The organism is Croceitalea vernalis, from assembly GCF_031846405.1.
GTDB lineage: Bacteria > Bacteroidota > Bacteroidia > Flavobacteriales > Flavobacteriaceae > Croceitalea > Croceitalea vernalis.
Window position 1 is genome coordinate 1,333,288 of the sequence record NZ_JAVRHU010000001.1, and the last position, 25,876, is coordinate 1,359,163.

Genomic DNA, 25,876 nt, shown 5'->3' on the forward strand with positions numbered 1-25,876 from the left:
CAATGCTTTATTATCTGTTTGAATACTTAGAGCAACAATACCAACTACCTGGAGCGTCACTTTTTCAGTTTTTGACATTTCGGGCGGCTTTAGCGGTATTAATATCATTGCTTATTGCTGTAGTGTATGGTAAACGAGTGATTTTGTTCTTGCAAAAAAAGCAAATAGGAGAAAGTATTAGAGATTTAGGGTTAGACGGGCAAAAACAGAAAGCAGGCACACCAACAATGGGCGGTTTGATTATCATTATGTCGACCTTGGTTCCTGTATTATTGTTCGCTGATTTAAAGAATATTTATGTCATTTTATTGATAATTACCATGCTTTGGATGGGGGTTATCGGATTTATAGATGACTATATTAAAATCTTTAAAAAAGATAAGAAAGGACTTAAAGGAAGATTTAAAATAATGGGTCAAGTTGTTCTTGGACTTATCGTTGGTATTGTGCTTTATTTTCACCCATTAGTAACAATGAAAGAGAAGGATAGTTCGATAATAACAGAACAATTCACTGTTGAACGTGTCATTGGTAAAGAGAAAAAATCTGTTAGAACTAATGTTCCTTTCTTTAAGAATAATGAATTGGACTATGCAGATTTTATTGCATGGGCAGGCGATGGAATGGAGAAATACGCATGGCTGATTTTTATTCCGGTTGTCATTCTTATCGTTACGGCCGTTTCTAACGGCGCAAATTTGACGGACGGGATTGATGGTTTAGCGGCTGGATCATCGGCTATAATAGTATTAACACTTGGTATTTTTGCCTGGGTTTCAGGTAATATTCAATTCTCGAATTATCTAGATATTTTTTACATACCACGGGTGGGTGAATTAGTGGTGTTTATAGCGGCTTTTGCAGGTGGTTTGGTAGGTTTTTTATGGTATAATGCGTTCCCTGCTCAAGTATTTATGGGTGATACGGGTAGTTTGACAATAGGTGGAGTAATCGCTGTTATTGCCATTATAGTTCGCAAAGAATTATTGATTCCAATTCTATGTGGAATCTTCTTTGCTGAATCCATATCAGTAATGTTACAAGTAGGTTATTTCAAGCATACTAAAAAGAAGTTTGGTGAAGGTAAGCGCATTTTTCTAATGGCACCACTACATCATCATTATCAGAAAAAATTATATCACGAAAGTAAAATTGTTACTCGCTTTTGGATTATAGGAATTCTATTGGCAGTAGTGAGTATTGTGACCTTAAAAATAAGGTAGTATGAAACGCTTAGTTATACTTGGCGGAGGAGAAAGTGGAGTAGGCACAGCCATTTTGGGAAAGCAAAAAGGATTTAATGTTTTTCTTTCTGATAAAGGAAAAATTAAAAAAAAGTATAAAGACGTTCTTAAACATTTTGAGATTGAATGGGAGGAAAGCCAGCATAGCAATTCTAAAATTCTAGATGCCGATTTGGTTATGAAAAGTCCAGGAATTCCAGATAAAGTACCTCTAGTAAAAGAAATTGTTCAGAAAGGGGTGTCAGTTATTTCAGAAATAGAATTTGCTTCGAAATATACAGATGCAACTATTTTGGGAATTACAGGAAGCAATGGAAAAACAACAACAACCATGCTAACCAATCACCTGCTAAAAGAAGGTGGTTTGAGTGTCGGTATGGCAGGCAATATTGGTGACAGTTATGCCAAAATGGTTTCTGAAAAACCTTTTGAAAATTATGTTTTAGAAATCAGCAGTTTTCAATTAGATGGTATTATTGACTTTAAGCCAAAGATTGCTATCCTAACAAATATTACACCTGATCATTTAGATAGGTATGAGTATGAATTTGAAAAGTATATAGCATCCAAGTTTCGTATTACTATGAATCAAGATGAAAACGACTTTTTGATTTATGATGCTGATGATGAAGTTATTGCCAATTGGTTAAATGAGCACCCAGTTCAATCCAAATTAGTTCCGTTTTCTCTAAATAGAGAGCAAGAATTTGGAGCGTGGCTTAAGAATGAAACCATAATAATAAATATACAACCTAATAATACCATAGAAATGAGCACAGATTTTTTAGCCTTAGATGGCCAGCATAATGTTAAGAACACCATGGCAGCTTCATTGGCAGCTCTTTTGGTGAATGTGCGAAAAGAAAGCATTCTTAAAAGTGTAGAGTCTTTTCAAGGCGCACCTCACAGACTAGAGAAGGTATTAAAGATTAATCACGTGGAATATGTAAATGATTCCAAAGCAACAAATGTAAATGCAACTTATTATGCATTAGATGGTATTAAAAAACCTATTGTGTGGATAGTTGGTGGAGTTGATAAAGGAAATGATTATTCAGAATTAATGTCTATGGTACGTGAAAAGGTGAAAGGAATTATTTGTCTTGGTATGGACAATACTAAACTTATTGAAACTTTCGGTAATGTAGTTGAACCACTTGTCGAAACCTTTTCAATGGAAGAAGCTATAAAGGTTGCTTATAAGATTGCTGAACGGGGTGATACGGTTTTACTGTCACCGGCATGTGCAAGTTTTGATTTGTTTGAAAATTATGAGGATAGAGGTAATCAATTTAAAGCCGCGATAAAAAAATTATAAATAAATGTTAGCACTGTTTAAAAACTTAAAAGGAGATAAAGCAATTTGGGCTATTGTTGCCCTATTAGCCTTGTTTTCTTTTTTGCCAGTATATAGTGCAGCCGCGAACCATGTTTTTTCTGGAGGTAAATCGTTCATGTATCTAATGACAAAACAAGCTGCTTTATGGGTACTTGGTTTTGCAATTATTTACTCGGTCCATAAAATACCTACTCATTATTTTAAAGGTTTGTCGCTTATAGCCATGCCAGTTGTTTTGGTTTTATTAGGCTATACACTTACGGTTGAAACAGAGATTGGTGGTGCAACGGCTAATAGATGGATAAAAATACCTTTTGTTGGTGTAAACTTTCAAACATCAACTTTAGCTTCCGTAGTACTTATGATATGGGTGGCAAGGTACTTAAGCAAAATAAGAGACAAAAAAATTACTTTTAAAGAAAGCATTTTACCCCTTTGGTTGCCTATTATTCTTGTTGTTGGTCTTGTTTTACCTGAAAATTTTTCTACTGCTGCTATAATTGGCTCTATTGCTTTCTTGCTCTGTTTTATGGGGGGATATCCTTTGAAGTATTTAACGGCCATTGCAGGTACAGGTATAGTTTTAATAGGTCTGTTTGTCACTGTTTTAATGACCAATCCTGAAGTTATTCCGTCGTCGAGGGCGGTAACTTGGAAAAATCGAATTGAGCGTTTTTGGAATGGTAAAGAAGCTAACGATAGAGTGCTTTCTCAGCTCGATAAGTCTAAAATGGCAATTGCTGAAGGGGGTATTTTAGGTAAGGGAGCTGGTAAAAGTGTGATGAAAAATATATTACCTGAGAGCGATTCTGATTTTATTTATGCAATTGTAATAGAAGAATATGGACTTGCCGGAGGTTTGGCGCTTTTATTTTTTTATATGCTATTGCTCTTTAGAGTTGTTGTCGTAGCGAATGGAACCAAGACTGTTTTTGCCAAATTATTGGTCATAGGAGTTGGTCTTCCTATAGTTATACAAGCCTTTGTTCATATGGCAGTTACCGTCGGTTTGTTTCCGACAACTGGGCAACCTTTGCCACTTGTGAGCAGGGGAGGGACTGCAATTTGGATGACCTGTCTTGCTATCGGTATTGTTTTAAGTGCAAGCGATAAAAAGCAGGAAGACCCAAATGTTTTGAATATAGATGAAAATAATCCTTTAGAAGTATTAAGTGGACAATTATAAGTTCATAATTTCTGGAGGAGGCACAGGTGGGCATATTTATCCGGCCATAGCCATAGCAAATGAATTGAAAAGAAGATTTAAGGATGCTGAGTTTTTATTTGTTGGCGCTAAGGATAAAATGGAAATGGAAAAAGTACCACAGGCAGGATATAAAATCGAGGGCCTCTGGATAAGTGGATTACAACGGAAACTAACCTTTAAGAATTTAATGTTTCCTATAAAATTGATAAAAAGTTTGTTAAGAGCACGAAACATAGTGAAAAAGTTTCAACCTGATATTGCAATTGGCACAGGTGGATTTGCTAGTGGACCATTATTAAAAATGGTGGCTATTAGCAAAGTGCCTTATGTACTGCAAGAACAAAACTCTTTTGCCGGAGTTACTAATAAGTTATTGGCTGGTAAAGCAGAAAAAATTTGTGTGGCCTATGATGGAATGGAACAATTTTTCCCTAAAGAAAGAACCATCAAAACTGGTAATCCTGTTAGGACTGATTTAGTTCATATGAAGACTGACCAGAATGAGGCATTAGATTTCTTTGGTTTAAGTAACAACAACCCAACGGTTTTAGTTTTAGGTGGTAGTCTTGGTGCCAGGCGAATAAATCAACTTATAGAGAAAGAACTTCCATTCTTTAAAGAAATGGGATTACAATTATTGTGGCAATGTGGCAAATTGTACTATGATGATTATAAAAAGTATGATACTGAAAATGTAAAAGTAAAAGCTTTTCTAAATAAAATGGATTTTGCCTATTCAGCATCAGATTTTGTTATATCAAGAGCTGGAGCTGGTTCAGTATCTGAGTTATGTTTGGTTGGTAAGCCTACAGTATTTATTCCATCACCCAATGTCGCTGAAGATCATCAAACAAAGAACGCTAAAGCATTGGTTAATAAGCAAGCAGCTTTAATGCTTAAGGAAAAAAACCTAGATAGGGAATTTCAAAAGGTCTTTGCGGACTTAGTGAATTCAAAAGAAAAACAAAATTCGATATCAATTAATATTAAAAAACTCGCGCTACCAAAAGCAACGGAGCGTATTGTTGATGAAATAGAAAAAATTATTAAAAATAAAAACACCGTCATTTCTGAGATGGTTTAATGTTGGACATGAATTTAAAAGATATACATAACGTCTACTTTATTGGTATAGGTGGTATCGGTATGTCTGCACTTGCCCGGTATTTTAGGTTCCTCAATAAAAATGTTGCTGGTTATGATAAAACTCAAACTCCACTTACAAATGAATTAATTGAACTTGGTATTTCAATACATTTTGAGGATGATATAAGCCTTATTACAGAATCTTTTAAAACAACCTACAATTCCTTAATTGTTTATACACCTGCTGTACCAGAAGAACATTCAGAATTACAATATTTCAAAGAGAATAATTATGAAGTCAAAAAACGTTCAGAAGTTTTGGGAATCATTACAGAGGATACTTTTTGTTTTGCTGTGGCGGGTACGCATGGTAAAACAACTACATCGAGTATACTTGCCCATTTACTTAAAGAAACGAACACACCACTAACCGCTTTCTTAGGCGGAATCTCCGAGGACTTTAATAGTAATTTTGTTCTTGAAGGAACAGAATTTTCTGTTGTTGAAGCTGATGAATATGACCGTTCTTTTTTACAGCTTTCCCCAAATGTGGCATGTGTTACATCCATGGATGCTGATCACTTAGATATTTATGGTACGGATAAAGCTCTTCAAGAATCATTTAAAGACTTTATAAATAAAATAAAACCAAGTGGAAAATTATTAGTACGGAATGGCCTTCCACTTGACGGAACTACATACGGAATTGAAGATGACTCCGATTATGTAATCAATAATATTAAGATTGAACAAGGTACCTACATATTTGATTTGAAGACTCCGGAAGAAACGATCAGCAATGTGCGTTTCAATAAACCGGGTAAGCACAATTTGCTTAATGGATTAGCTGCTTTTGCAATGGCGGTACAGGTCGTTTCCCAACCATACCGCCTAGCTGAAGCTTTATCTACATTTAAAGGTGTTAAACGTAGATTTTCATATCAAATAAAGGAAAAAGATTTTGTTTTTATTGATGATTACGCACATCATCCAACTGAGATTAATGCAGTTTATCAAGCAGTTACCGAGATGCATCCTGATAAAAAGGTAGTTGCAATTTTTCAACCACATTTATTTTCTAGAACAAAAGATTTTATTGATGGTTTTGCAACAAGCCTTGCAAAATTTGATACCGTGCTATTACTAGATATTTATCCAGCAAGAGAAGAGCCAATAAAAGGGGTTAACTCCTCTTGGTTGTTGGAACAAATAGATAATCCTAATAAAAAATTAATCAAAAAATCAGAATTGATTAATGAGATTAATAAATGTAGGCCCGAAGTATTGATTACAATGGGTGCAGGGGATATCGGGCTTGAAGTGAATAATATTAAAAATGAATTGGCATATGCAAATTAATTGGAACTTTTTAAAATTTACAGGGTTGTTATTGACTGTAATAGCTCTATACGGATTTGCAGATTACAGAAGTAGGTCTAAAAATATTGAGACTATTTCTATTAAGTTTTTAGGAGACAACGATTTATATCTGACAGAAGATGCAGTTAATAAATTGTTAATACAAAATTATGGGGGCGTCAAAAATACGGCAAAAGAACAAGTAGTTTTGAATACCATAGAGACGATTATTGCGTCTAATGAAATGGTGAAAAGTGCCCAAGTCTATCTCTCAATTGAGGGAGAACTTATTTCTAAAATTGTTCAAAGAAAACCAATTGGTAGGGTAGAAGGAATCTCCAAATTTTATTTGGATGATACTGGTCGTCGCATGCCATTATCTCGTTATCATTCGGCAAGAGTGCCAATAATAACAGGTAAGGTTACAGGTAAGAGTTTAGAAGATGCTTATGTCATTTTGGATTATGTGAATAAAGATGACTTTTTACGAAAAAATGTCATTGGAATTCATATTGAAGATGAAGGAAAGTATCAATTGAAATTTAGGATTGAGAATTTTGTAGTGAATTTGGGTGGTGTAGAAAACCTTGATGAAAAATTTAAAAATTTTATGGCCTTCTATATAAAGGCAGCGAAAGATAGAACTTTAGAGAACTACGCAGTAGTAAGTTTAGAATTTGACAATCAGGTTGTTTGCACAAAAATATAACATATGGAACAGGGTAATTATTCAGTTGGTTTAGATATTGGTACTACCAAAATAGTGGCAATAATTGGTAAAGAAAATGAATACGGGAAAATAGAAATATTAGGTACCGGTCGCTCAAAAAGTCTTGGTGTTCACCGTGGAGTAGTAAATAATATCACGCAAACCATATCATCAATTCAACAAGCTGTTGAACAAGCCGAGGTTAATGCTGGTTTACAAATTGGTTCTGTAGTAGTAGGCATTGCTGGTCAGCATATTAGAAGTTTACAGCACAGCGATTACATCACAAGGCCAAATGCTGAAGAAGTAATAGATGATGAAGACTTAGATAAACTATGCAACCAAGTTTATAAGTTGGTTATGCTGCCAGGTGAAGAAATTATACATGTATTACCTCAAGAATATAAAGTTGATGGTCAATCGGAAATTAAGCAACCTATTGGTATGTACGGTGGACGTTTAGAGGCAAATTTTCATGTTGTCGTGGGCCAGGTAACTTCTATTAAGAATATTGGGCGTTGTATTAAAAGCGCGGGGCTAGATTTAGCCAATATAACCCTTGAGCCTTTGGCATCTGCAGAGGCTGTTTTAAGTCAAGAAGAAAAAGAAGCTGGTGTGGCATTGATTGATATTGGAGGTGGTACTACAGATTTAGCCATTTTTAAAGATGGTATCATACGTCATACTTCTGTGATTCCTTTCGGTGGTAATGTAATTACGGAAGATATTAAAGAGGGATGTTCTATAATAGAAAAACAAGCTGAATTATTGAAGATGAAATTTGGTTCCGCTTGGCCAGGTGAGAATAAGGATAATGAAATTGTTTCTATCCCTGGTTTAAGAGGTCGTGAGCCTAAAGAGATAACACTAAAAAACCTTTCGAAAATAATTCATGCCCGTGTAGTTGAAATTATTGAACAAGTCTATGTAGAAATAAAGAACTATGGACATGAAGAACAAAAAAAGAAACTAATTGCAGGTATTGTTTTGACTGGTGGCGGTAGTCAATTAAAGCATTTAAAACAATTGGTTGAATATATTACTGGTATGGATACCAGAATTGGATACCCAAATGAGCATTTAGCTGGTGATTCAGATGAAGAAATTGCAAGTCCGTTATACGCTACTGCTGTTGGGCTATTAATGAATGCTTTAGAAACAAATTCAAAGAATTTTGAACTTGAAGAATCTTCTGAAGAAAAGACACTTGAACATGAAGAAGTTTTGGCAGGTCATGAAGGAATGCAGGCTAATTCGGTTTCAAGCGTTACCCAGAAAGAACGTAAATCCATATTTGACAAATGGTCTGAAAAATTAAAAGATTTTTTAGATAACGCAGAATAAAAACACCCACAATAAATAAGAGCACCATGAGTAAGAACAACGAATTTGAAAATATATCCTTTGATTTACCAAAGCATAAAAGTAACGTCATTAAAGTAATTGGAGTCGGTGGTGGTGGTAGCAATGCTATCAACCACATGTTTCGAGCAGGTATTAATGGTGTAGACTTTGTAATTTGTAATACTGATTCTCAAGCCTTAGAAAACAGTTCAATTCCAAATAAAATTCAACTAGGGGTTTCGTTAACTGAAGGTTTAGGTGCTGGTGCCGACCCATCGGTTGGTGAGCAAGCTGCAATGGAAAGTATGGAGGATATTAAGACCCTGTTGGAGCAAAACACAAAAATGGTCTTTATCACGGCTGGTATGGGAGGTGGTACTGGTACAGGAGCTGCTCCAATTATAGCAAAAACAGCAAAAGAATTGGGTGTTCTTACTGTTGGTATCGTTACAACTCCATTCCAATTTGAAGGTGCACATCGATGTGGTCAAGCGCAACAAGGTATTGCTAAACTTCGTGATAATGTTGATTCTCTAATCATAATCAACAATAATAAATTAAGAGATATTTACGGAAACCTAGGCTATAAGGCAGGTTTTTCCAAAGCAGATGAAGTCTTATCTACAGCTGCAAAAGGCATAGCTGAAGTAATAACTCATCATTATACACAAAATATTGACCTTAGAGATGCAAAAACAGTACTCTCTGATAGTGGTACTGCGATAATGGGCTCATCTACCGCTTCTGGTTCTGCAAGAGCGAACGAAGCTATTACAAAAGCCCTAGATTCCCCTTTACTTAACGATAATAAAATTACTGGAGCTAAAAATGTACTACTACTTATAGTTTCTGGAGGTCAAGAAATTACAATTGATGAAATCGGTGAAATCAATGATTTCATTCAAATGGAAGCAGGGCATTCAGCCAATATTATAATGGGTATTGGTGAGGATGATGAATTGGGTGACGCTATTGCAGTGACAGTTATTGCAACTGGTTTTAATAGTGATCAACAAGATGAAATAGTCAATACAGAAACAAAGAAGATAATTCATACTTTGGAAGATGAGCAAAAAGCAGTTCAAAACCTTGGAGGAGAAGAAACTGTAGATTCTTCTATCACACAGCCAATATTTGAAGAACCAGTCATCAAGCATCAATTAGAAGAAGAACTTGATGAACCAGAAGTACAGTTACCAGAATCTGATTTAATTACCACAACAAATTATATCAAAAATTTCAATGTTTTTTATGAGGAGGTAATTCCAGAAACAGTTGAAGAAGTTATTGCTACAAATGTTGAAGATGACTTTATTATTATTGAAGCAAAGAATATTCTTAACGATATTGAAGTTGTTGATCCAGAAGAAGTTTCTGCCGCTTCTCAAGAAGAAGACCAAATTGCGTTTTCTTTTGATATGCCTTTAAATAAAGATAAAACTGATGATGAAGTAAAAGAAAATACTATTGTATTTGATTTAACAGATGAAGCTCGAGAAGTTGATGTTAATGAGTATGTTGAGGTAAGCCCTGTTTTAGACTTCAATAAGGAAGGTGAGACGCGCTATAACCTTGAAGAGTATATGGAGTTAGAAACTCAATTGACAGGAGCTAGGTCAGTAGCCGAGACTCATGAACCTAAACTAGTAGAAGATGAGCTGGTTTTTGAGAAAAAGACAATTAAAGTAGAAGCAGCAACTGGTGGAGAAAACTCTACAGGCAGCGCTGACCCGATGAATAGTTCTATAGATGATATGCTAAAAGATAGAGCTGACGAAAGACGCAAAAAATTAAAAAACTTCAATTACAAATTTCAGAATAGTAGAAACAGTATTGATGAGATAGAGAAGCAACCAGCTTACAAAAGACAGGGTATTGATTTAAATGAGAATCCTACCGAGCAAAAAGTATCAAGAATGAGTTTAGGTGAAGATAGTAATGATGAAATTCAATTACGATCAAACAACTCTTTTTTGCATGATAATGTTGATTAGTAGTGTTTAAATTGTTTCCATTTTAATGGAATTCCTAAACCCGAAAGTGATATCAACTTTCGGGTTTATTTTTTATCTTCGCAGCCCTAAAACAAGAGAAAATGAGTTTGCAAGAAAAAGTTATGACTGAAATGAAGGCTGCTATGAAAGCTAAGAATACTGTAGCTTTAGAATCCTTGCGAGCGATTAAATCAGCAATATTATTAGCGCAGACTGATAAAGGTGCTGGTGGACAACTTTCAGAAGAAGATGAAGTGAAATTAGTCCAAAAATTGGTAAAACAAAGAAAGGATAGTGCCACCATATTTACAGAACAAGGTAGAGTTGATTTGGCAGAACCTGAGTTAGCACAGGTTGCAGTGATAGAGCAATTTTTACCGGAGCAGTTAACAGCAGAAGAAATAGAAAAAGTAGTTGTACAAACTATTGATACTACAGGTGCAACCGGCATGAAAGATATGGGAAAGGTTATGGGTATAGTATCTAAAGAATTAGCAGGTCAAGCTGACGGTAAAACCATTTCTTCAATAGTAAAGGCTAAACTTAGTTCATAAAAATAAGGCCACGTAGCTCAGCTGAATAGAGCACTGGATTTCGGCTCCAGCGGTCGGGGGTTTGAATCCCTCCGTGGTCACAGAATAAATATTTTCATAAAAACGCCAAGTTTACTTGAGCGTTTTTTTGTTACTAATACTTTCAAATAGTAGATAATTAGAAAGGGATTTTAAATTCTTTGAAAATATTTCATAAAGTGTTGATATTGAATATTTTTTCAAATTTTTTAGGCAGCTCAGCGGTGAATCTTAGCTTTTCTTTGGTCATTGGATGGAGAAATTCCAAAGAGTAGGCAAATAAATACATTCCTTTACCCTTTAATATTTTACCTTCATCCCCATAAGTTGCGTCTCCTAAAATAGGATTACCAATACCTGATAAATGTTTACGTATTTGATGTTTTCTACCCGATTTGGGCTTTAGTTTAACTAGATTGAGCTTACCAAATCTTTTTGACAAAACCGAGTGACACACTTTAAAAGTGGTCTCTGATTTCTTACCATCAATATCATGTGAAATTAAGCCATTCATGCTCATTTCACCAATAGTGACCGCGTAATATGTTTTCATTACTTTTTTGTTTTCAAACTGCTCATTTAATAAACGAATGCTACTACTTGTTTTACCAATTAATAAAACACCGGATGTAGCATAATCTAAACGATGTATTGGTTGTGGTTTAGTAGTATCAACAGCATTACTTGGTTTTAAATTCTGTTCTAAGGCGTTAGCGATAGTTTTAAAACCATTACCACTAACCAGAATACCTGCTGGTTTATAGATAACTGCGAAGAAATCATCTTCAAATAAAATGCGAAGAGGTAATATCAGTCTTCGAGAAGAACTAATTTTTTTAGGAATGAATAACTCAATAGTTTCTCCTCCCTTAATCATTGTTGCCGTAGTGGCAACGAATCCATTAACAGTAATTAGTTGTTTTTTTAATACTTTCTTTAAGGCGGATTTAGTTTGAATAGCATTGAAGATTCCTACCCCATATTCTTGTAAACGTATAGGATTCGAAATTACTGGAGTAATATGTATTTCTGATTCAGGAATGTTTTTGATTTCTGATACTCAATTTATAGTATTTGATTTAGAATATCAAGACGAATAATATTTAAAAAAACACAAGAGGCTTGCAATCGCAAGCCTCCTGGTTTTCTATATTAAATTCAGAGTTTATTCTAATCGTAAGATTATAAATTCCGATCTTCTGTTTACATTATGTTTTTCGTTACTACATTCTGAAGAATTATTACACTCATTGACCAGTTGTTTTTCGCCATAACCAATAGCGCTTTCTATTCGGTTAGCTGCTATGCCATTTGAAATAATGTAGTCTCTTGTAGCCTTTGCTCTTCTATCTGATAGTCTCTCGTTATATGCATCATTACCTCTCGAATCTGTATGTGATTCAATTTTTATAATCATATTTGGATATTCTTTCATTAAGAAAACAATTTTGTTTAATTCAATTGATGCGTCGTATCTTATGTTGTGTTTATCAAAATCAAAATAAATCATTCCGATTTTAATTTTTAATAGGCCGCCTTCTCGAACAATAAGTGGATTTAACTTTTTAAGCCCTACAGGAACCTCATTTATGAAATTTGGTTCTATAGAAGTTTTAAATTGACTTTCTGAGTTCTCAAAACCTTCTTTACTTGCCTTAATTAAAAATATTTGCTCACAAGGCAGGTTTAAGTCAAAATAATATTCACCTAAATTATCACTGGTAGTCTCAGCCAAAACTTTACCTGACTTATCCTCTATAGTAACCATGGAATACGAGAGAGGACGATTGTTTTCTTGACTTGTTACTTGACCAAAGACTGATTGAGTGCACGGTACTTCTATTCTTTGAAATGAATAAATATCATCATCTCCTTTTCCACCTTTTCGATTTGAGGAAAAGTATCCCTGTTGTGTTTGCTCATTCACCACATAGGCAAAATCGTCAAGATTGCTATTTAGAGGCTTACCTAAGTTAATTGGTTTAGAGAACGATTCATTTTGCAAGCTTTCAAAAACGTCCAAACCTCCCAAGCCGATATGTCCATCTGAAGAAAAGTAGAATTTCCCTTCTGTTACATATGGAAACATTTCTCTTCCACTAGTATTTATTGTAGGACCCAAATTTTTTGGATTGCCATAGGTGTCGTCAGCCAATATGTCTACTACAAAAATATCTGTTGAACCGATTGAACCTGGCATATCAGATACGAAATATAGTTTCTTTCCATCTGGGCTCAAGGCGGGTTGACCCACAGAGTAATTCAAATCATTAAATGGCAACTCTATTGGAGTGCTCCATGCGTTATCAACCAATTTTGATTTATATAATTTTAAATGATTGGTACCGTCATCATCTCTTTTAAGGTCTTTGTTTGTGTAATTGTTACGTGTAAAATACATGGTTTTACCGTCCGGACTAAAGGCGACAATCGCCTCATGATATTTGCTATTTATGGTTTTTGAGAATGCTGTTACATTTTTTAAATCTAATCCACTACTTATGGTATCCGCAGTAAATAAATTTAAATAGGGTTGTTCGTTCCATTTATAAATTCGAGTATGAAGGTTCATCGTATCTCTACTGGACGCAAAAACAATTTGATTCTGGTAATAGGCTGCACCAAAGTCTGCCAGTTTCGTATTTATAGATAAGTTAGATACATAGAACTGTGGTTGCATTTTTAATAGCTTTTCTAATTGGTCTTTATTACTTTCTATAGTACTAATATCGTATTCGGCTTCTTTTAAAACCTCTTCATATCTTTTCGTTAATAATTTTGCCATGCCATAATTGCCAACCCCTTTTAAAGCATGTATATATCTGAAAATATAGGTAGGTGCTAAAACTTGCTCATAGTTGCTGAATAGTTGCCCGTACCATTTAACCGCATTTTTCATATCGGTATTAAAGTAGTAGGCATCTCCAACTTTTTGAAGTGCCTCTTGAGAATCATCGCCTCTTTCCACCTGAGCTTGAAACTGCTTGGCTGCTTTAACATACCAAAGAGAATTAAAGCTTTTTTCGGCTGAGGTATTGGTGTTTTGAGCGAACAAGAAATTTGCTATAAGAACAATACTGTAAAAGAATATTTTTTTCATGCTAATATTTTAATAGAATCTTGGAGATTTTAATCTTTTATCTAGTGATTTAAGTTCAAATCTTACAAAGATTTCGTGGGTACCGTTATTGTAATTTTGTAATTCAGTCGTCGTAAAGTCATAAGCATAGCCTACATGAAATTTTGGAGAAATATCAATACCTAATAATCCTGAAAACGAATCATCCCATCTGTAGGCTGCCCCAAGAGTTAAGGTTTCTTTTATTAAAAAATTAGCAGACAAATCAGCAATTATTGGTGCACCAGGCACCCATTTTACAAAGACAGCTGGTTTAAATAAAACATCTTGATTAAGCTCAAAAACACGCCCTCCGGTAATAAAATAATGTAGTCTCTCTGTTGCTATTTTTTGAACAGAGCCATCATAATGTTCCTCTGAAAAAAAGTTTGGTATAGCTATTCCAAAATATCCTTTATCAGTATGATAGTAAATTCCTGCTCCAATGGTTGGGAAGAATTTATTTTCAATATTATTTTGAAAGGCGACATCGGTTTGGTCTTCAAACAACCCTTTTGAAAAGTCTACGTTAAATAATCGGCCGCCACCTTTTAAACCAAAAGATAGTCTCTTGTCATCACCATTTAACCTAATAGTATAGGCAAAATTGGCGTCAAAAAATGTTTCGTTAGCAGGGCCTAATTCATCATTAGTTAGAATTACGCCAAGCCCAACGTTGTTACCTACCGGTCCGTCAATTGCTAAAACTTGACTTGTTGGTGCACCATTTAATCCAACCCATTGCGTTCTATACATTCCTAATATGGATAAATGACCTCTTGATCCTGCATAAGCCGGATTAACACTTAGGGTATTATACATGTATTGTGTAAACTGAGGGTCTTGTTGTCCAAACATGGAAGAACCAAAACCGGTACATATCATTAGTAAAATATATTTTAAATAACTTTTCATTATTGAAGCTTTTATTAAAATTATGTTATCGGTTTATCTGTTAATATATAGCCAGTCTGAAACTGGTTCTGAGCTGTCTCCTAAATCAAGTATGTAATAATAAGTGCCGACTGGTAGAAGTTCTTGATCACTTATTGTAGCTCGTCCGTTAGAGAGCCCATCCCAAGTATTATCATAGTTCTGTTGCTCAAAAACAATGTTTCCCCATCTATTATAGACTCGAAGTATATTATTTGGATAGCGAGAAATACAATCTATTTGAAAAAAGTCATTCACACCATCATCATTTGGTGAAAACTCATTGTAAATGGTCAAACAAGTTGGGTCAATAGAGGCTTGGCTTGAATCATTGCTTTCATTTAAATCAATTTGGTCCACAAATGCGAGACTTGCGATGTTGATATAGTCATCCTCTTCTAAAACTTCCACGGTAATGACTAAAGTGGCTGTTTCAGAATTTGCTAAGATTGCAATTTCCCAGAATCCATCAACTTCATCATATGTTCCGATAGAGGCCTCAGAACTTTGATAAGCATATCCGTTTGGCAGAACTTCTTCAATACCTATATTAGTGGCATTTGACATACCTGAATTACTTACGGTAATTGTAAATTGAATTTCATCTCCAATTTTAGGACGTTCATTACTTACCATTTTGTTTACAGCAATATCAACTGATTGCGGTACCACAGTAACACTGGCCTCATCATCATCAGTAATCCCATCGTCCAAATCATCAATAGTATCATCTTCATTGACATTACTATCAGGGTCAGCTTGGTCGCTAGCAGTTATTTCAGCGATATTAGTATACTCATCAATTACTCCTGTCGGTGCATTGACTTGTAACAACACAATAAGGGTTTCAGTAGTACCATTTGGTATAACTCCATTGGTATTCCAAACACCGGTGTCGGAGTTATATACCCCCGCTGTACTTAGGTGTGATTGATAGGTATAGCCAATTGGTACAATATCTGTAACAACGACTCCGGTTGCATCACTATCACCACTGTTGGTAAGGTTAATAGTGAATTCAACAATATCACCAACATTAGGGTTTAATTCATCTACCTCTTTTGTTAGGCTCAAATCAGCTAGGCCTGTAGGTACAGGGATTACAGTATCTTGATCATCTTCAGAGTTTAAATTGTTATCTGGTGATGAATCTGGGTCAAAAGTATCAAGTGCTATTAATTCCGCAGTATTGGAATAATCACCATTTGTTAGCACCGTGGCAACAATTTCTAAGGTTTCAGAATCCCCATTTAATAAGCTTGCAATATCCCAAGAACCGATTACTTCATCGTAAGTGCCTGCCGACGGAAATGCATTGACAAAATCATAGCCAGAAGCTAGAATATCTTCAACAACAAGACCAGTGGCATCACTTGGCCCATCATTGGTTACAGTAATTGTAAATGTTATTTGAGAACCAACTGATGGATTTAGATTATCAACGGTTTTTAATACCGATATATCAGTAATTACTCTTGGAATAGTAACTTGTTCATCTTGATCATCCTCATTGATGTCGTTGTTGTTAGGGGTTGAATTTGGATCTAATTCGTTAACTGCAATAACTTCTGCAATATTTGCATAACTTCCAGTAGTATTTATACTAACTATAATATTTAGTTCTATTACGGCATCGGCAGCAAGGCCCGTAACATTCCAAATTCCCGTACCGGGATCATACAGACCCCCGCTGTCATCAGAAATATAAGTATAGCCTGAAGGTAATGTTTCATTGATTTGAACCCCTGTTGCTGCGCTTGGACCTGCATTATTCAAGGTCAATGTAAAGGTTACATTGTCCGAAACATCCGGAAATTCGTTATCCACGGTTTTAACCAACGAGAGATTAGCTAATGGTATAGGTGTGGTGTCGGCATTATCTTGATCATCCTCCGAAGCAATATTATTTGCAGGTGTAGAATCAATATCATTGTTATCAGAATTTGTAATTTCAGCACTATTACTATAATTACCAGTAGGATTAACCAGAACTACAATGTTCAAGGTTTCAGTTGTTCCATTTGGAATTACACCATTCAAAGACCATAAGCCTGAAGCTTCATTATAGACCCCAGCTGTACTATTGTTAGAAACATAAGTATAACCATCAGGAAGTAAATCAACCACTTCAACGCCACTAGCGTCACTTGGACCGTTATTGATTAAACTCAAGGTAAATATGACTTCATCACCAACAAATGGTGTTGCCACATTTACTTCCTTGGTTAGTTCCAAATCAGAAACCAAAACGGGTGATGGCTCTATAGTTTCTTGATCGTCTTCAGTATCATCATTATTAGATGGTTCTGAATCAATATCAAACTCGTTCAAATCGGTTAGCTCGGCAGTATTGGTATATGTGCCATTGGCTAAAACATTTGCAGTAATTGTAATAGTTTCGGTAATTCCGTTATCCAAATCTCCAATAGTCCATGAACCATTCAACTCTTCGTAAATCCCATTTGAAGGCGTAGCATTTACAAATTCATAGCCAGATTCTAATAAATCTGTCACAACGATATTAGTGGCATCACTTGGCCCATCATTGGTTACAGTAATAGTAAATTCAATTTGACCACCAATGTTTGGGGTCATATTATCTGCAATTTTTGTTACTGAAATATCGACCAATTGTCTTGGAGAAACTACAACATCATCTTGGTCGTCTTCACTAAGAATATCATTATTTGGTGTTGAATCAATATCCAATTCTGTATGTGAGATAATCTCGGCTACATTGGTAAAGACCCCCGTGGTATTGACGTTGGCAATAATATTTAATATAACTGTACTTCCTATACCAAGATTTCCAATATTCCAATTTCCTGTGGTATCATCATAAGCCCCTGCTGAGTCATCTGATACATAAGTATAGCCAGAAGGTAACTGATCTAATACTTGAAGATTAGTAGCCTCACTGGGCCCTTCATTGGTAATAGTTATTGTAAAAGTAACGTCTGTATTTACATCAGGTGTATCATTACTCACCGCTTTGTCTAAAGAAACATCTATGGTGTTTATTGGTGTTACTGTTACCTCATCTTGATCATCTTCCACCAAAATATCATTATCTGGTGTAGAATCAATATCAAAGACGTCTGAAGCAATAACTTCTGCTACATTAGTATAACTTCCTGTAGGATTTACTAATACATCAATAACTAGTGTTTCAGAACCTCCGGCTGAAATATCACCTACTAACCAAATACCGGTGCTTTCGGTATATACCCCAGCAGTGGAACTATAAAGTATAAAATCGAAACCTGAAGGAAGTAAATCTCGTACTACGACATCATTAGCATCTTGAGGACCGTCATTGAAAACGGTAATTTCAAAACTGATTTCTGTTCCTACTTGGGGACTAGTATCTCCATCAACAACTATTTTGGTTAATGATAAATCAGCGACGTTAGGGGTAATATTTAAGGCATCTTCATCATCATCGTCACCTTGACCATTACCATCTTCATCGACCGTGTTGCCAGTAGTAGGGTCACTATCTGGGTCAAATTGGTCAGATGCGGTAATACTGGCTACATTTAGGTATTCATCGACTGCTCCTGTAGGTGCATTTACAGTTGCTTCATAGGTTACTGAGGTTGAACCGCCATTAGCGAGTACCGTTAGACCCGTCCAGCTTGCAGTATTACCTGCTGATGAACCACCATTATTTACTGTAGTTAAAGTAAAGCCTGAAGGTAAAATATCTTCTAAAGCAACATTGGTTGCAATATTAGGCCCTAGGTTGTTAATCGTCAATGTAAATATTACAGTCTCTCCAACGTTTGGACTTGAGGTACTTGCAGTTTTAGTGAGGCTTAAATCTGCCTGTTGTGGTGTGATGGCAATATTATCTTCATCATCTTCACTTTGATCACCATCATCGTTGTTTGGAGTGCTATCTGTATCAAATTGGTCAGCAGCCGTAACTTCAACCCGGTTTTTATACTCATCAACTGTACCGCTTGGAGCTAAAACTTGCGCATTAAATGTCAAGGATATGCTATTAGAACCTAATGGAATGTTTAACCCAGACCAAGAAACAACTCCAGCTCCAAACGAACCACCATTACTAATACTGGTTACATTGCTATAACCAGAAGGAAGAATATCTTCAACAGTAACCCCTGTTGCAGGTACATTACCTAAGTTGCTGACTGCTATTGTGAAGGTAACAACGTCACCAACATTTGGATTGCTTGTACTAACTGTTTTTTCAAGGCTTAAATCTATAAGTTGTGGTGTGATTTCAAAAAAGTCTTCATCATCCTCGTCTTGATCACCATCATCATTGAAGGGCGCACTATCTGGGTCTAATTGGTCGCTTGCCGCTACCTCCGCAATATTTAAATATTCATCAATATCACCAGAAGGTTGATTTACAGTAACTTCATAAGATAGGGTAGTGTTGCCAACTGGCAGTGAGGCAATATTCCAACTTAAGAAAGTACCTGCAATGGAAGTACCACCATTGTTGACGGTTCCTAAAGTGTAGCCTCTTGGCACCTCATCTTCAATAACTAAATTAGTTGCAGTGTTTGGACCTGCATTTGTTATTGTAAGTTCAAAAACCACGGTATCACCTATGTTAGGGGTCGCACTGGATCCAGCACTAATATCTTTCACTAAACTAAGGTCGGCGGATTGCAAAGAGAAAGGGGAAATTGCTTCATCATCTTCACTTTGGTCTCCATCGTCATTGTTTGGCGTACTGTCCACATCCGGTAAATCGGAAGCCGTAATTTCTCCGGTTGTATTATAATTTCCAGACTCATTTACGGTTACTTCGTATGTGAAGTTGGAAGTATCTCCGTTTGACACATCAATATCGCTCCAAGTTATGGTCCCGCTACCAGGGTTGTACACACCGCCACCACTAATGCTACCTGGAACAATTGTAAACCCGGAAGGAACTACAACCACAATTTCCACTCCAGTGGCATCACCAGTTTCAATGGTGTCGTCATTGGTCAATACTACGTTGTATGTAACGGTATCGCCCGCATTGCCCGAAGTAGGTACGCTTGAGATATCTAGTTCAAGGTCTACTTGTTCGAGAGTAATGCCAGAAGCGCTTTCATCATCCTCACTTTGGTCTCCATCGTCATTATTTGGTGTACTATCTGGGTCGGCCACATCACTTGCCGAAATTTCAGCGGTATTGTCATACTCACCTGTATTTCCGGAAGGAGTATTTACATTGGCTTCAAAAGATACTGAGGTAGATCCAGCGTTGGTTACGTTGAGACCTGTCCAAACAATTTCCTTGCCAGAAGCTGATCCACCATTGTTAATAGTTCCGATGGTGTAACCATCGGGTACTAAATCGGTCACTTCAACTCCTGTGGCATCCGCTGTTCCTGCATTGGAAACAGTTAGGGTAAATGTTACGGTTTCACCAACGCTAGCCGTTGTAGGACTCACTGATTTAGCTAAACTTAAATCCGCGGTTTGTATGGTAAATGTAGCATTTGCTTCATCATCTTCACTTTGATCACCATCATCATTATCTGGTGTACTGTCTGGATCTGGAGTATCAGAAGCTGTAATTTCTGCAATGTTGGTATAATTTCCGCTCCCATTTACGGTAACGTCATATGTTAAATTTTGTGTATTTCCATTAGTAACCGCTAGATTATCCCATGTTATTGTCAAACTCCCTGCATTGTAGAATCCTCCATCGCTTATGGTGCCGCCAACAATATTAAACCCGTTTGGCAGTACATCCACAATTGAAACACCGGTAGCATCTCCGGTTCCATTGTTTGAAAGGGCGATAGTAAAAGTAACTGTGTCACCTAAATTACCAGTAGAAGAAGATGCTGATTTAGTCAATTCTAAATCCGCTGACTCTATGGTAATACCGGCGTTACTTTCATCATCTTCACTTTGATCTCCATCGTCATTATCAGGAGAACTATCAGAATCTGCTTGATCACTTGCCGTTACTTCGGCAATATTATTATATTCTCCGACCGATCCTGTTGGTGCATTTACAGTAGCCTCAAAAGAAACGGACGTTGAACCCCCACTAGTTACAGTAAGACCAGTCCATGTAATTTCATTCCCAATTGTAGTTCCACCGTCATTAATTGTTCCGATTGTATATCCTATTGGAACGATGTCAGCTATTGAAACCCCCGTGGCATTATCTGTACCTCCATTAGAAATTGCAAGGGTAAAAGTTACTGTTTCACCAACACTAGCCGTTATAGGACTAACTGATTTTAAAAGACTTAAATCTGCGGATTGAAGAGTGACTGATGTCGTACTTTGATCATCTTCGGAATCAATTGCATTGTTTACAGTTGAATCAGGATCTGGTTGATCACTTGCGATTATTTCAGCAGTATTATCATAGTTACCGCTCGCAGTCACAGTGGCATCAAAAGTAAGTTCAAGTGTTGATCCAAAAGTGATGCTTAGGTCAGACCAGATAATGGTTAGATTACCTGGATTATAAACACCACTATTACTTACAGTACCAGGTATTAAACTATAACCATCTGGTATAATATCTTCCACAGAAACTCCAGTAGCATCAGAGTTTCCGAAAGTAGAGACGTTATTATTAAAAATTGATATAGTAAAAGTTACCGTATCTCCTTCATTTACAACTGTTGGACTAACCGTTTTGGTAAGTTCAAGATCAGACATACCTATTATTGTGATTGTCATAGTATCCGAAACATCAGAACATATTCCATTGGAGATTGTCCATTCAAATTCATAAACACCAATGTCTGTTCCAAAAACACCCGTATTAAATGCATTTTCATCAACAAAACTTGCCGTTGTTGGCCCTGAAATTTGGGTCCATATTCCACTTCCTATTGAAGATGGTGTTGCTGCCAGCGTTATTGGCGAGAATTGCTGTATAATTTGATCCGGTCCGGCATCAGCAACCAATGGTTGTTCAATAATTTGGACTTCCATGGTGTCAGTAAAATCGCATCCACCATTAGTAGCGGTCCAAGTAAATTCGTAAGTCCCTGCCTCTAAATTTGAAACTAAAGTGTTAGGATTATTATCGTCAGCAATTGTAGCGGAGTCTCCAAAATCTGTAATTCCTGGGCCTGCAGTTTGACTCCAAGTTCCGGTTCCAACAGATAGCGCAATAGCATCTAAGTTAGTTTCCGTCGCATTACAAAATTCTTGATCTGGTCCTGCATCTGCATCCGAAGGGGAAACATCCGTAAATGTTATTTCTACTATATCTACTGATGGAGCACAAAGTGAAGGATTTGTAAATGTAGTACCGTTCGTAACTGTCCAAGTAAGTTCATAAGTACCTAAGGTTGTTATATTTGATAAAGTGGTTGTAGGTGAGTTAGGGCTATCGATAATGGCTGTACCTGCTGATGGGTCATTAGAGAATGTCCAAGTTCCAATACCTGCTGTTGGTGGTACAGCATTCATCTGAACGTCTAACTGACAGGCATCGGTCTGATCTGTTCCTGCATCCGCCGTGGAAGGTGCCTCGAACACTTCAATTCTTAGAACATCGGCGGTATCTGAACAATTTCCTGATTCAAAGTTCCATTCTAAAATATATATACCAGGCACCGAAAGATTAGAGACTGTTGAGGTAGGACTATTTGGTGAGTCAATAGTAGCCACACTACCAGAGGGTTCATTTGCAAAACGCCATTCTGCATTAGAAACATCCACTGGTGCGCTATTACCTGCCAATGTTGTTTGAAATGGTGCTCCGATATCGGCGGTACACAGAATTTGATCAGGTCCAGCTAAAGGGTCAATTGAAGGTGCAGCACTCGAAACTACTGTAATTTGGTCTGAAGTTATTGGACACGTTGAATAATCCGTTGTAAATTCAAAAACATAAGTATTTCCTGGTGTTATACTAACTTCAGCAACACTGCCATTAATAGGGTTTTGCGTGATTACTGCGTTCGGTCCAGTTGTACTTATTTGAGACCATGTACCTGTCGAACCAAATGTGGCTTCTAATAAAAAGTTGCTCACTTCACAAAGTTGGAGATCACTTCCAGCATTTGCTGGAACAAAGACATCAAAAGTAACATCAGCAAAGGTAGTTGGACAATTGGCGTCACCTGCTATGGTCCATCTGAACGTATAAGATCCCGATACTAAGTCCGTCACTGTGGAATTTGGATCATTAACATCTGTAATTGTAGGGGTGTTCGGAGCACCTGACAATAATGTCCAAAAACCATTTTCTGTATTATTGTCGAAAGCATTGCCTGAGAGTACCGCATTTGTGGCATTACAAATAGTTTGATTTGCACCTACTGTAGCTACTGTTGCAGGTATGCCCACATTTAAAGTAATTTGGTCAGAATCTGTTGAGCAAGTTCCGCTTTCTACAGTCCATTCAAATATATATTGTCCAGAAAAGGTAAATGTAAATTGTGCGGTAGGGCTTGTTTCGTCATCTATTGTAAAGCCGCCAGGTCCTGAAATCTGTGTCCAAAATCCATTTCCGGTAGAACTAGTTGCAGCCATATTAACTGTTGTAGAACAGACTGCTTGATCTATACCGGCATCGGCAGTTGCAGCAGCATCTACTGTTATTTCAACATCATCAGAAGTTGATTGACATCCAACTTTAGTAATAGTCCAAGTCAATATATAGCTTTGATCAATTGTGATGTTAGCTGTTGTGTTAAATAGTGTATTGTCAGCAAAACTGATACCTGTGTTTGGAATTGATGTCCATTCTCCTGTTTCTCCAGCTCCAGGAGCATTTCCAGCAAGCGTTACCGAGCCAGTACCAGCCGAAAGACATTGGTCCGAACCAGCATTGGCTGTTGAAGGGCCTTGGGTCGAATCAGTTGTTATTGTCACTGTATCAGTACCCGGAGGAGGACAAGTATTATCATTAGGGTTGGCAACAGTCCATCGGAAAATATAAGTTTCATTAGCCACATCTAATCCGGAAACCGTGGTATTTGGATCATTTTCATCTTCAAAAACAATAGTTGCCCCCCCTGGTGCTGTATCTACAGACCATGTACCTACTAGATTAGGAGCAGGTGGTTCTTGTGCTGCCAATGCTACTGGTGCGCCAAAACACAATAATGGTTGGTCAGGTCCAGCATCAGTTGTAATTGGTGCATCTGAAGATACTACTACACTTACCGTAGATTCGGCTGATGGAGAGCAAGCATTACCCCCATTAATGGCATATTGAAAAATATATTCACCGGAGATTAGTCCAGTAACTGCAGTAGTTTGAGCATAAGGACTTCCTATGGTTGCCGCATTAGGGCCGCTTAATTGTGACCACAAAGAATTGCCTATAGATACCCCATTACCAGCAATTGATGTAGATGTTACGTTACATGCTAGCGTTTGTCCTGTTCCTGCATTTGCTCCTGTCGGGGTTAATGAAATATTAACATTAATAGCATCAGTAGCCACATCACAACCTGTTTGAACTGATCCACTAACTGCTTTTCTTAATAAAACAGTATAAGAACCCTCTACATCAAAGTCAATTGTTAATGGAGAACTACCAGTGTTATTAAAATCATTTGGGTCCACTAGAGATGAGGATGAAGGTCCGCTTATGATCGCATAGGTATTGGTACCGTCGCCACTTGTTGAAAAAGGAATATCAACCTGTGTTTGTCCGCAAGTTGCATTGATATCTGCGCCACCATTTGCCGAAATGGTAATGGGGTCTACAGAGTATTGTATGGTTACTGTTTCTGAATCATCACAACCTGTTGTAGCATTTGTAATAGTGTAAACAAATGTATAGGTGTTCGGAGAACTAAGACCAGAAATTTGAGTTGTACTGTTGGTATCATCTAAAATTGATGCTGCTGGGCCACTAGTTTGTGTCCATTCTACAGTTTCGCCAGAAAACTGAGGTTGTGAACCTATTAAGGTTGTAGTGGTAATACCAGAATCGCAAAAACGAATATTATTTTCTTGTACATTGGCTGAACTAATATCTTGTGTCGCTTCGTCGACCGTAATCGTCATAGTATCTTGACCCCATGCACAAGGACCGGTAACTGTCCATCGTAATACGTATGTTCCTTCTATTAAATTAGAAACATTAGAATTATTGCTGTTTGCATTAGAGAAACTCGGAGTGCTGGGTCCACTTACAAATGACCACGTTCCTTGTTGCCCATTAATATTATTACCACCAAAACTTGCGTTCAAATTTGTGGATTGCGTTACAGTGTAACAATTATCAAGACTTTGATCTCCTCCAGCGTCTACGGGTAACTCACCACCATAATTAGTTATAGTAATTGTGTCTGAAGATTCACAAGATTGTCCTGGGGAATATTCAGGACCAGTAATGGTCCATACTAAAGTGGTTGTGCCGGCGCTGGTATCCGCTAAATCTAAAGTTGTTGTAGCAGTAGTTGGAGAATTGATTGTAACCCCAGCATTATTAGCCCCATCAACACTCCAAACCCCATTTTCCCCCGCGTTGATAGGACTATTACCTGTAATGCTTATTGCACCAGTATTGTCAGGGCAAGAAGCTAAGTCACTTCCAGCATCTGCAATTGTAATTGGTTCAACTGTAATGTCAACGTCTTGAAATTGCGTAGTGCCATCAGTACAATCAGCAGAAAGTCGAAAAGTATAAATATTTCCTCCAATCAATCCAGTAATTGATGAATTTGGATTATTTGGATCATCGATGATTACTGAAGGTCCTGCTACTTGCGACCAAATGGGGCCATTTTGTATCAAACCTGATGAGGAACCAGATAAAGTAAAACCGCCATCATTAACACAAATGGTTTCGTTAATACCAGCGTTCACTGAACAGTTTTGTGCATGAATAGAATTGAAACCAGTGATCAGCGTAATTAGTGTTATACTTATTAGTATGCTTCTCTTTTTTAGTTGATACATTAAGAAAATATTTAAAAATTTGTAAGAAAATTCAAACATATAGTTATTGTTAAGTAAAAAGCCTTTTATGTTGCAGTATGTGCAAAACTTGTTGTGAAT

14 protein-coding genes and 1 tRNA gene are annotated in these 25,876 nt (G+C 36.7%); 11 read left to right on the forward strand and 4 right to left on the reverse strand.

Annotated features, from left to right (window positions below; genetic code table 11):
- The first annotated feature begins 2 nt into the window (after positions 1 to 2).
- The 10 genes from mraY to RM520_RS06080 all read left to right on the forward strand — a co-directional run bounded on the left by mraY (position 3) and on the right by RM520_RS06080 (position 10,916).
- The gene (gene mraY / locus RM520_RS06035) at positions 3 to 1,223 is read left to right on the forward strand and encodes a phospho-N-acetylmuramoyl-pentapeptide-transferase (RefSeq protein ID WP_311384804.1); all 1,221 of its coding nucleotides are present in this window, start codon (positions 3 to 5) and stop codon (positions 1,221 to 1,223) included.
- A gap of 1 nt (position 1,224) precedes the next feature.
- Positions 1,225 to 2,562: a UDP-N-acetylmuramoyl-L-alanine--D-glutamate ligase gene (murD, locus tag RM520_RS06040; RefSeq protein ID WP_311387328.1), complete on the forward strand. Its 1,338-nt coding sequence runs from the start codon at positions 1,225 to 1,227 to the stop codon at positions 2,560 to 2,562.
- Between the two features lie 4 nt (positions 2,563 to 2,566).
- The gene (locus RM520_RS06045) at positions 2,567 to 3,769 is read left to right on the forward strand and encodes an FtsW/RodA/SpoVE family cell cycle protein (protein WP_311384806.1); all 1,203 of its coding nucleotides are present in this window, start codon (positions 2,567 to 2,569) and stop codon (positions 3,767 to 3,769) included.
- Positions 3,756 to 4,874, forward strand: coding sequence for an undecaprenyldiphospho-muramoylpentapeptide beta-N-acetylglucosaminyltransferase (gene murG / locus RM520_RS06050; RefSeq protein WP_311387329.1), 1,119 nt, complete (start codon positions 3,756 to 3,758; stop codon positions 4,872 to 4,874). Before RM520_RS06045 ends, murG begins: the two co-directional genes overlap by 14 nt.
- 8 nt (positions 4,875 to 4,882) lie before the next feature.
- A complete protein-coding gene (murC, locus tag RM520_RS06055) occupies positions 4,883 to 6,235 on the forward strand; it encodes a UDP-N-acetylmuramate--L-alanine ligase (RefSeq protein ID WP_311387330.1) in 1,353 nt (450 codons plus the stop codon).
- Positions 6,213 to 6,944, forward strand: a complete 732-nt coding sequence (locus tag RM520_RS06060; protein ID WP_311387331.1) for a cell division protein FtsQ/DivIB — start codon at positions 6,213 to 6,215, stop codon at positions 6,942 to 6,944. The genes murC and RM520_RS06060 overlap by 23 nt, the downstream gene beginning before the upstream one ends.
- Positions 6,945 to 6,947: 3 nt before the next feature.
- Positions 6,948 to 8,288: a cell division protein FtsA gene (gene ftsA / locus RM520_RS06065; protein WP_311384810.1), complete on the forward strand. Its 1,341-nt coding sequence runs from the start codon at positions 6,948 to 6,950 to the stop codon at positions 8,286 to 8,288.
- 26 nt (positions 8,289 to 8,314) lie between these two features.
- The gene (ftsZ, locus tag RM520_RS06070) at positions 8,315 to 10,282 is read left to right on the forward strand and encodes a cell division protein FtsZ (protein WP_311387332.1); all 1,968 of its coding nucleotides are present in this window, start codon (positions 8,315 to 8,317) and stop codon (positions 10,280 to 10,282) included.
- 101 nt (positions 10,283 to 10,383) lie between these two features.
- A complete protein-coding gene (locus tag RM520_RS06075; RefSeq protein ID WP_311387333.1) occupies positions 10,384 to 10,836 on the forward strand; it encodes a GatB/YqeY domain-containing protein in 453 nt (150 codons plus the stop codon).
- Positions 10,837 to 10,842: 6 nt separating this feature from the next.
- Positions 10,843 to 10,916, forward strand: a tRNA-Arg gene (locus RM520_RS06080).
- Between the two features lie 110 nt (positions 10,917 to 11,026).
- On the opposite strand, the gene RM520_RS06085 is transcribed toward RM520_RS06080, so the two are convergent.
- Positions 11,027 to 11,731: an RluA family pseudouridine synthase gene (locus RM520_RS06085; protein ID WP_311387334.1), complete on the reverse strand. Its 705-nt coding sequence runs from the start codon at positions 11,729 to 11,731 to the stop codon at positions 11,027 to 11,029.
- 85 nt (positions 11,732 to 11,816) lie between these two features.
- Here RM520_RS06085 and RM520_RS06090 point away from each other — a divergent pair, with 85 nt between their 5' ends.
- The gene (locus RM520_RS06090) at positions 11,817 to 11,954 is read left to right on the forward strand and encodes a hypothetical protein (RefSeq protein ID WP_311384814.1); all 138 of its coding nucleotides are present in this window, start codon (positions 11,817 to 11,819) and stop codon (positions 11,952 to 11,954) included.
- 65 nt (positions 11,955 to 12,019) lie between these two features.
- Here the strand turns inward: RM520_RS06090 and RM520_RS06095 are convergent, their stop codons facing one another.
- From RM520_RS06095 to RM520_RS06105, 3 genes are read right to left on the reverse strand one after another with little or no spacing between them, the layout of a single operon-like run.
- On the reverse strand, positions 12,020 to 13,954 hold the full coding sequence (locus tag RM520_RS06095; protein ID WP_311387335.1) for an OmpA family protein: 1,935 nt from the start codon (positions 13,952 to 13,954) through the stop codon (positions 12,020 to 12,022).
- Positions 13,955 to 13,963: 9 nt separating this feature from the next.
- Positions 13,964 to 14,887 (reverse strand): PorP/SprF family type IX secretion system membrane protein, encoded by a 924-nt coding sequence (locus tag RM520_RS06100; protein WP_311384816.1) that lies wholly within the window; start codon positions 14,885 to 14,887, stop codon positions 13,964 to 13,966.
- Positions 14,888 to 14,920: 33 nt separating this feature from the next.
- Positions 14,921 to 25,777: a PKD domain-containing protein gene (locus RM520_RS06105; RefSeq protein ID WP_311387336.1), complete on the reverse strand. Its 10,857-nt coding sequence runs from the start codon at positions 25,775 to 25,777 to the stop codon at positions 14,921 to 14,923.
- Positions 25,778 to 25,876: the final 99 nt, after the last annotated feature.

Bases quoted from the DNA above. Each gene is read 5' to 3' on its own strand.
- ftsZ (WP_311387332.1), top strand. From the start codon at position 8,315: ATGAGTAAGAACAACGAATTTGAAAATATATCCTTTGATTTACCAAAG.
- murC (WP_311387330.1), top strand. From the start codon at position 4,883: ATGAATTTAAAAGATATACATAACGTCTACTTTATTGGTATAGGTGGT.
- RM520_RS06060 (WP_311387331.1), top strand. From the start codon at position 6,213: ATGAATTGGCATATGCAAATTAATTGGAACTTTTTAAAATTTACAGGG.
- RM520_RS06045 (WP_311384806.1), top strand. From the start codon at position 2,567: ATGTTAGCACTGTTTAAAAACTTAAAAGGAGATAAAGCAATTTGGGCT.
- mraY (WP_311384804.1), top strand. From the start codon at position 3: ATGCTTTATTATCTGTTTGAATACTTAGAGCAACAATACCAACTACCT.
- RM520_RS06075 (WP_311387333.1), top strand. From the start codon at position 10,384: ATGAGTTTGCAAGAAAAAGTTATGACTGAAATGAAGGCTGCTATGAAA.
- murD (WP_311387328.1), top strand. From the start codon at position 1,225: ATGAAACGCTTAGTTATACTTGGCGGAGGAGAAAGTGGAGTAGGCACA.
- RM520_RS06105 (WP_311387336.1), bottom strand. From the start codon at position 25,777: ATGTATCAACTAAAAAAGAGAAGCATACTAATAAGTATAACACTAATT.
- RM520_RS06100 (WP_311384816.1), bottom strand. From the start codon at position 14,887: ATGAAAAGTTATTTAAAATATATTTTACTAATGATATGTACCGGTTTT.
- ftsA (WP_311384810.1), top strand. From the start codon at position 6,948: ATGGAACAGGGTAATTATTCAGTTGGTTTAGATATTGGTACTACCAAA.
- RM520_RS06085 (WP_311387334.1), bottom strand. From the start codon at position 11,731: ATGATTAAGGGAGGAGAAACTATTGAGTTATTCATTCCTAAAAAAATT.
- RM520_RS06095 (WP_311387335.1), bottom strand. From the start codon at position 13,954: ATGAAAAAAATATTCTTTTACAGTATTGTTCTTATAGCAAATTTCTTG.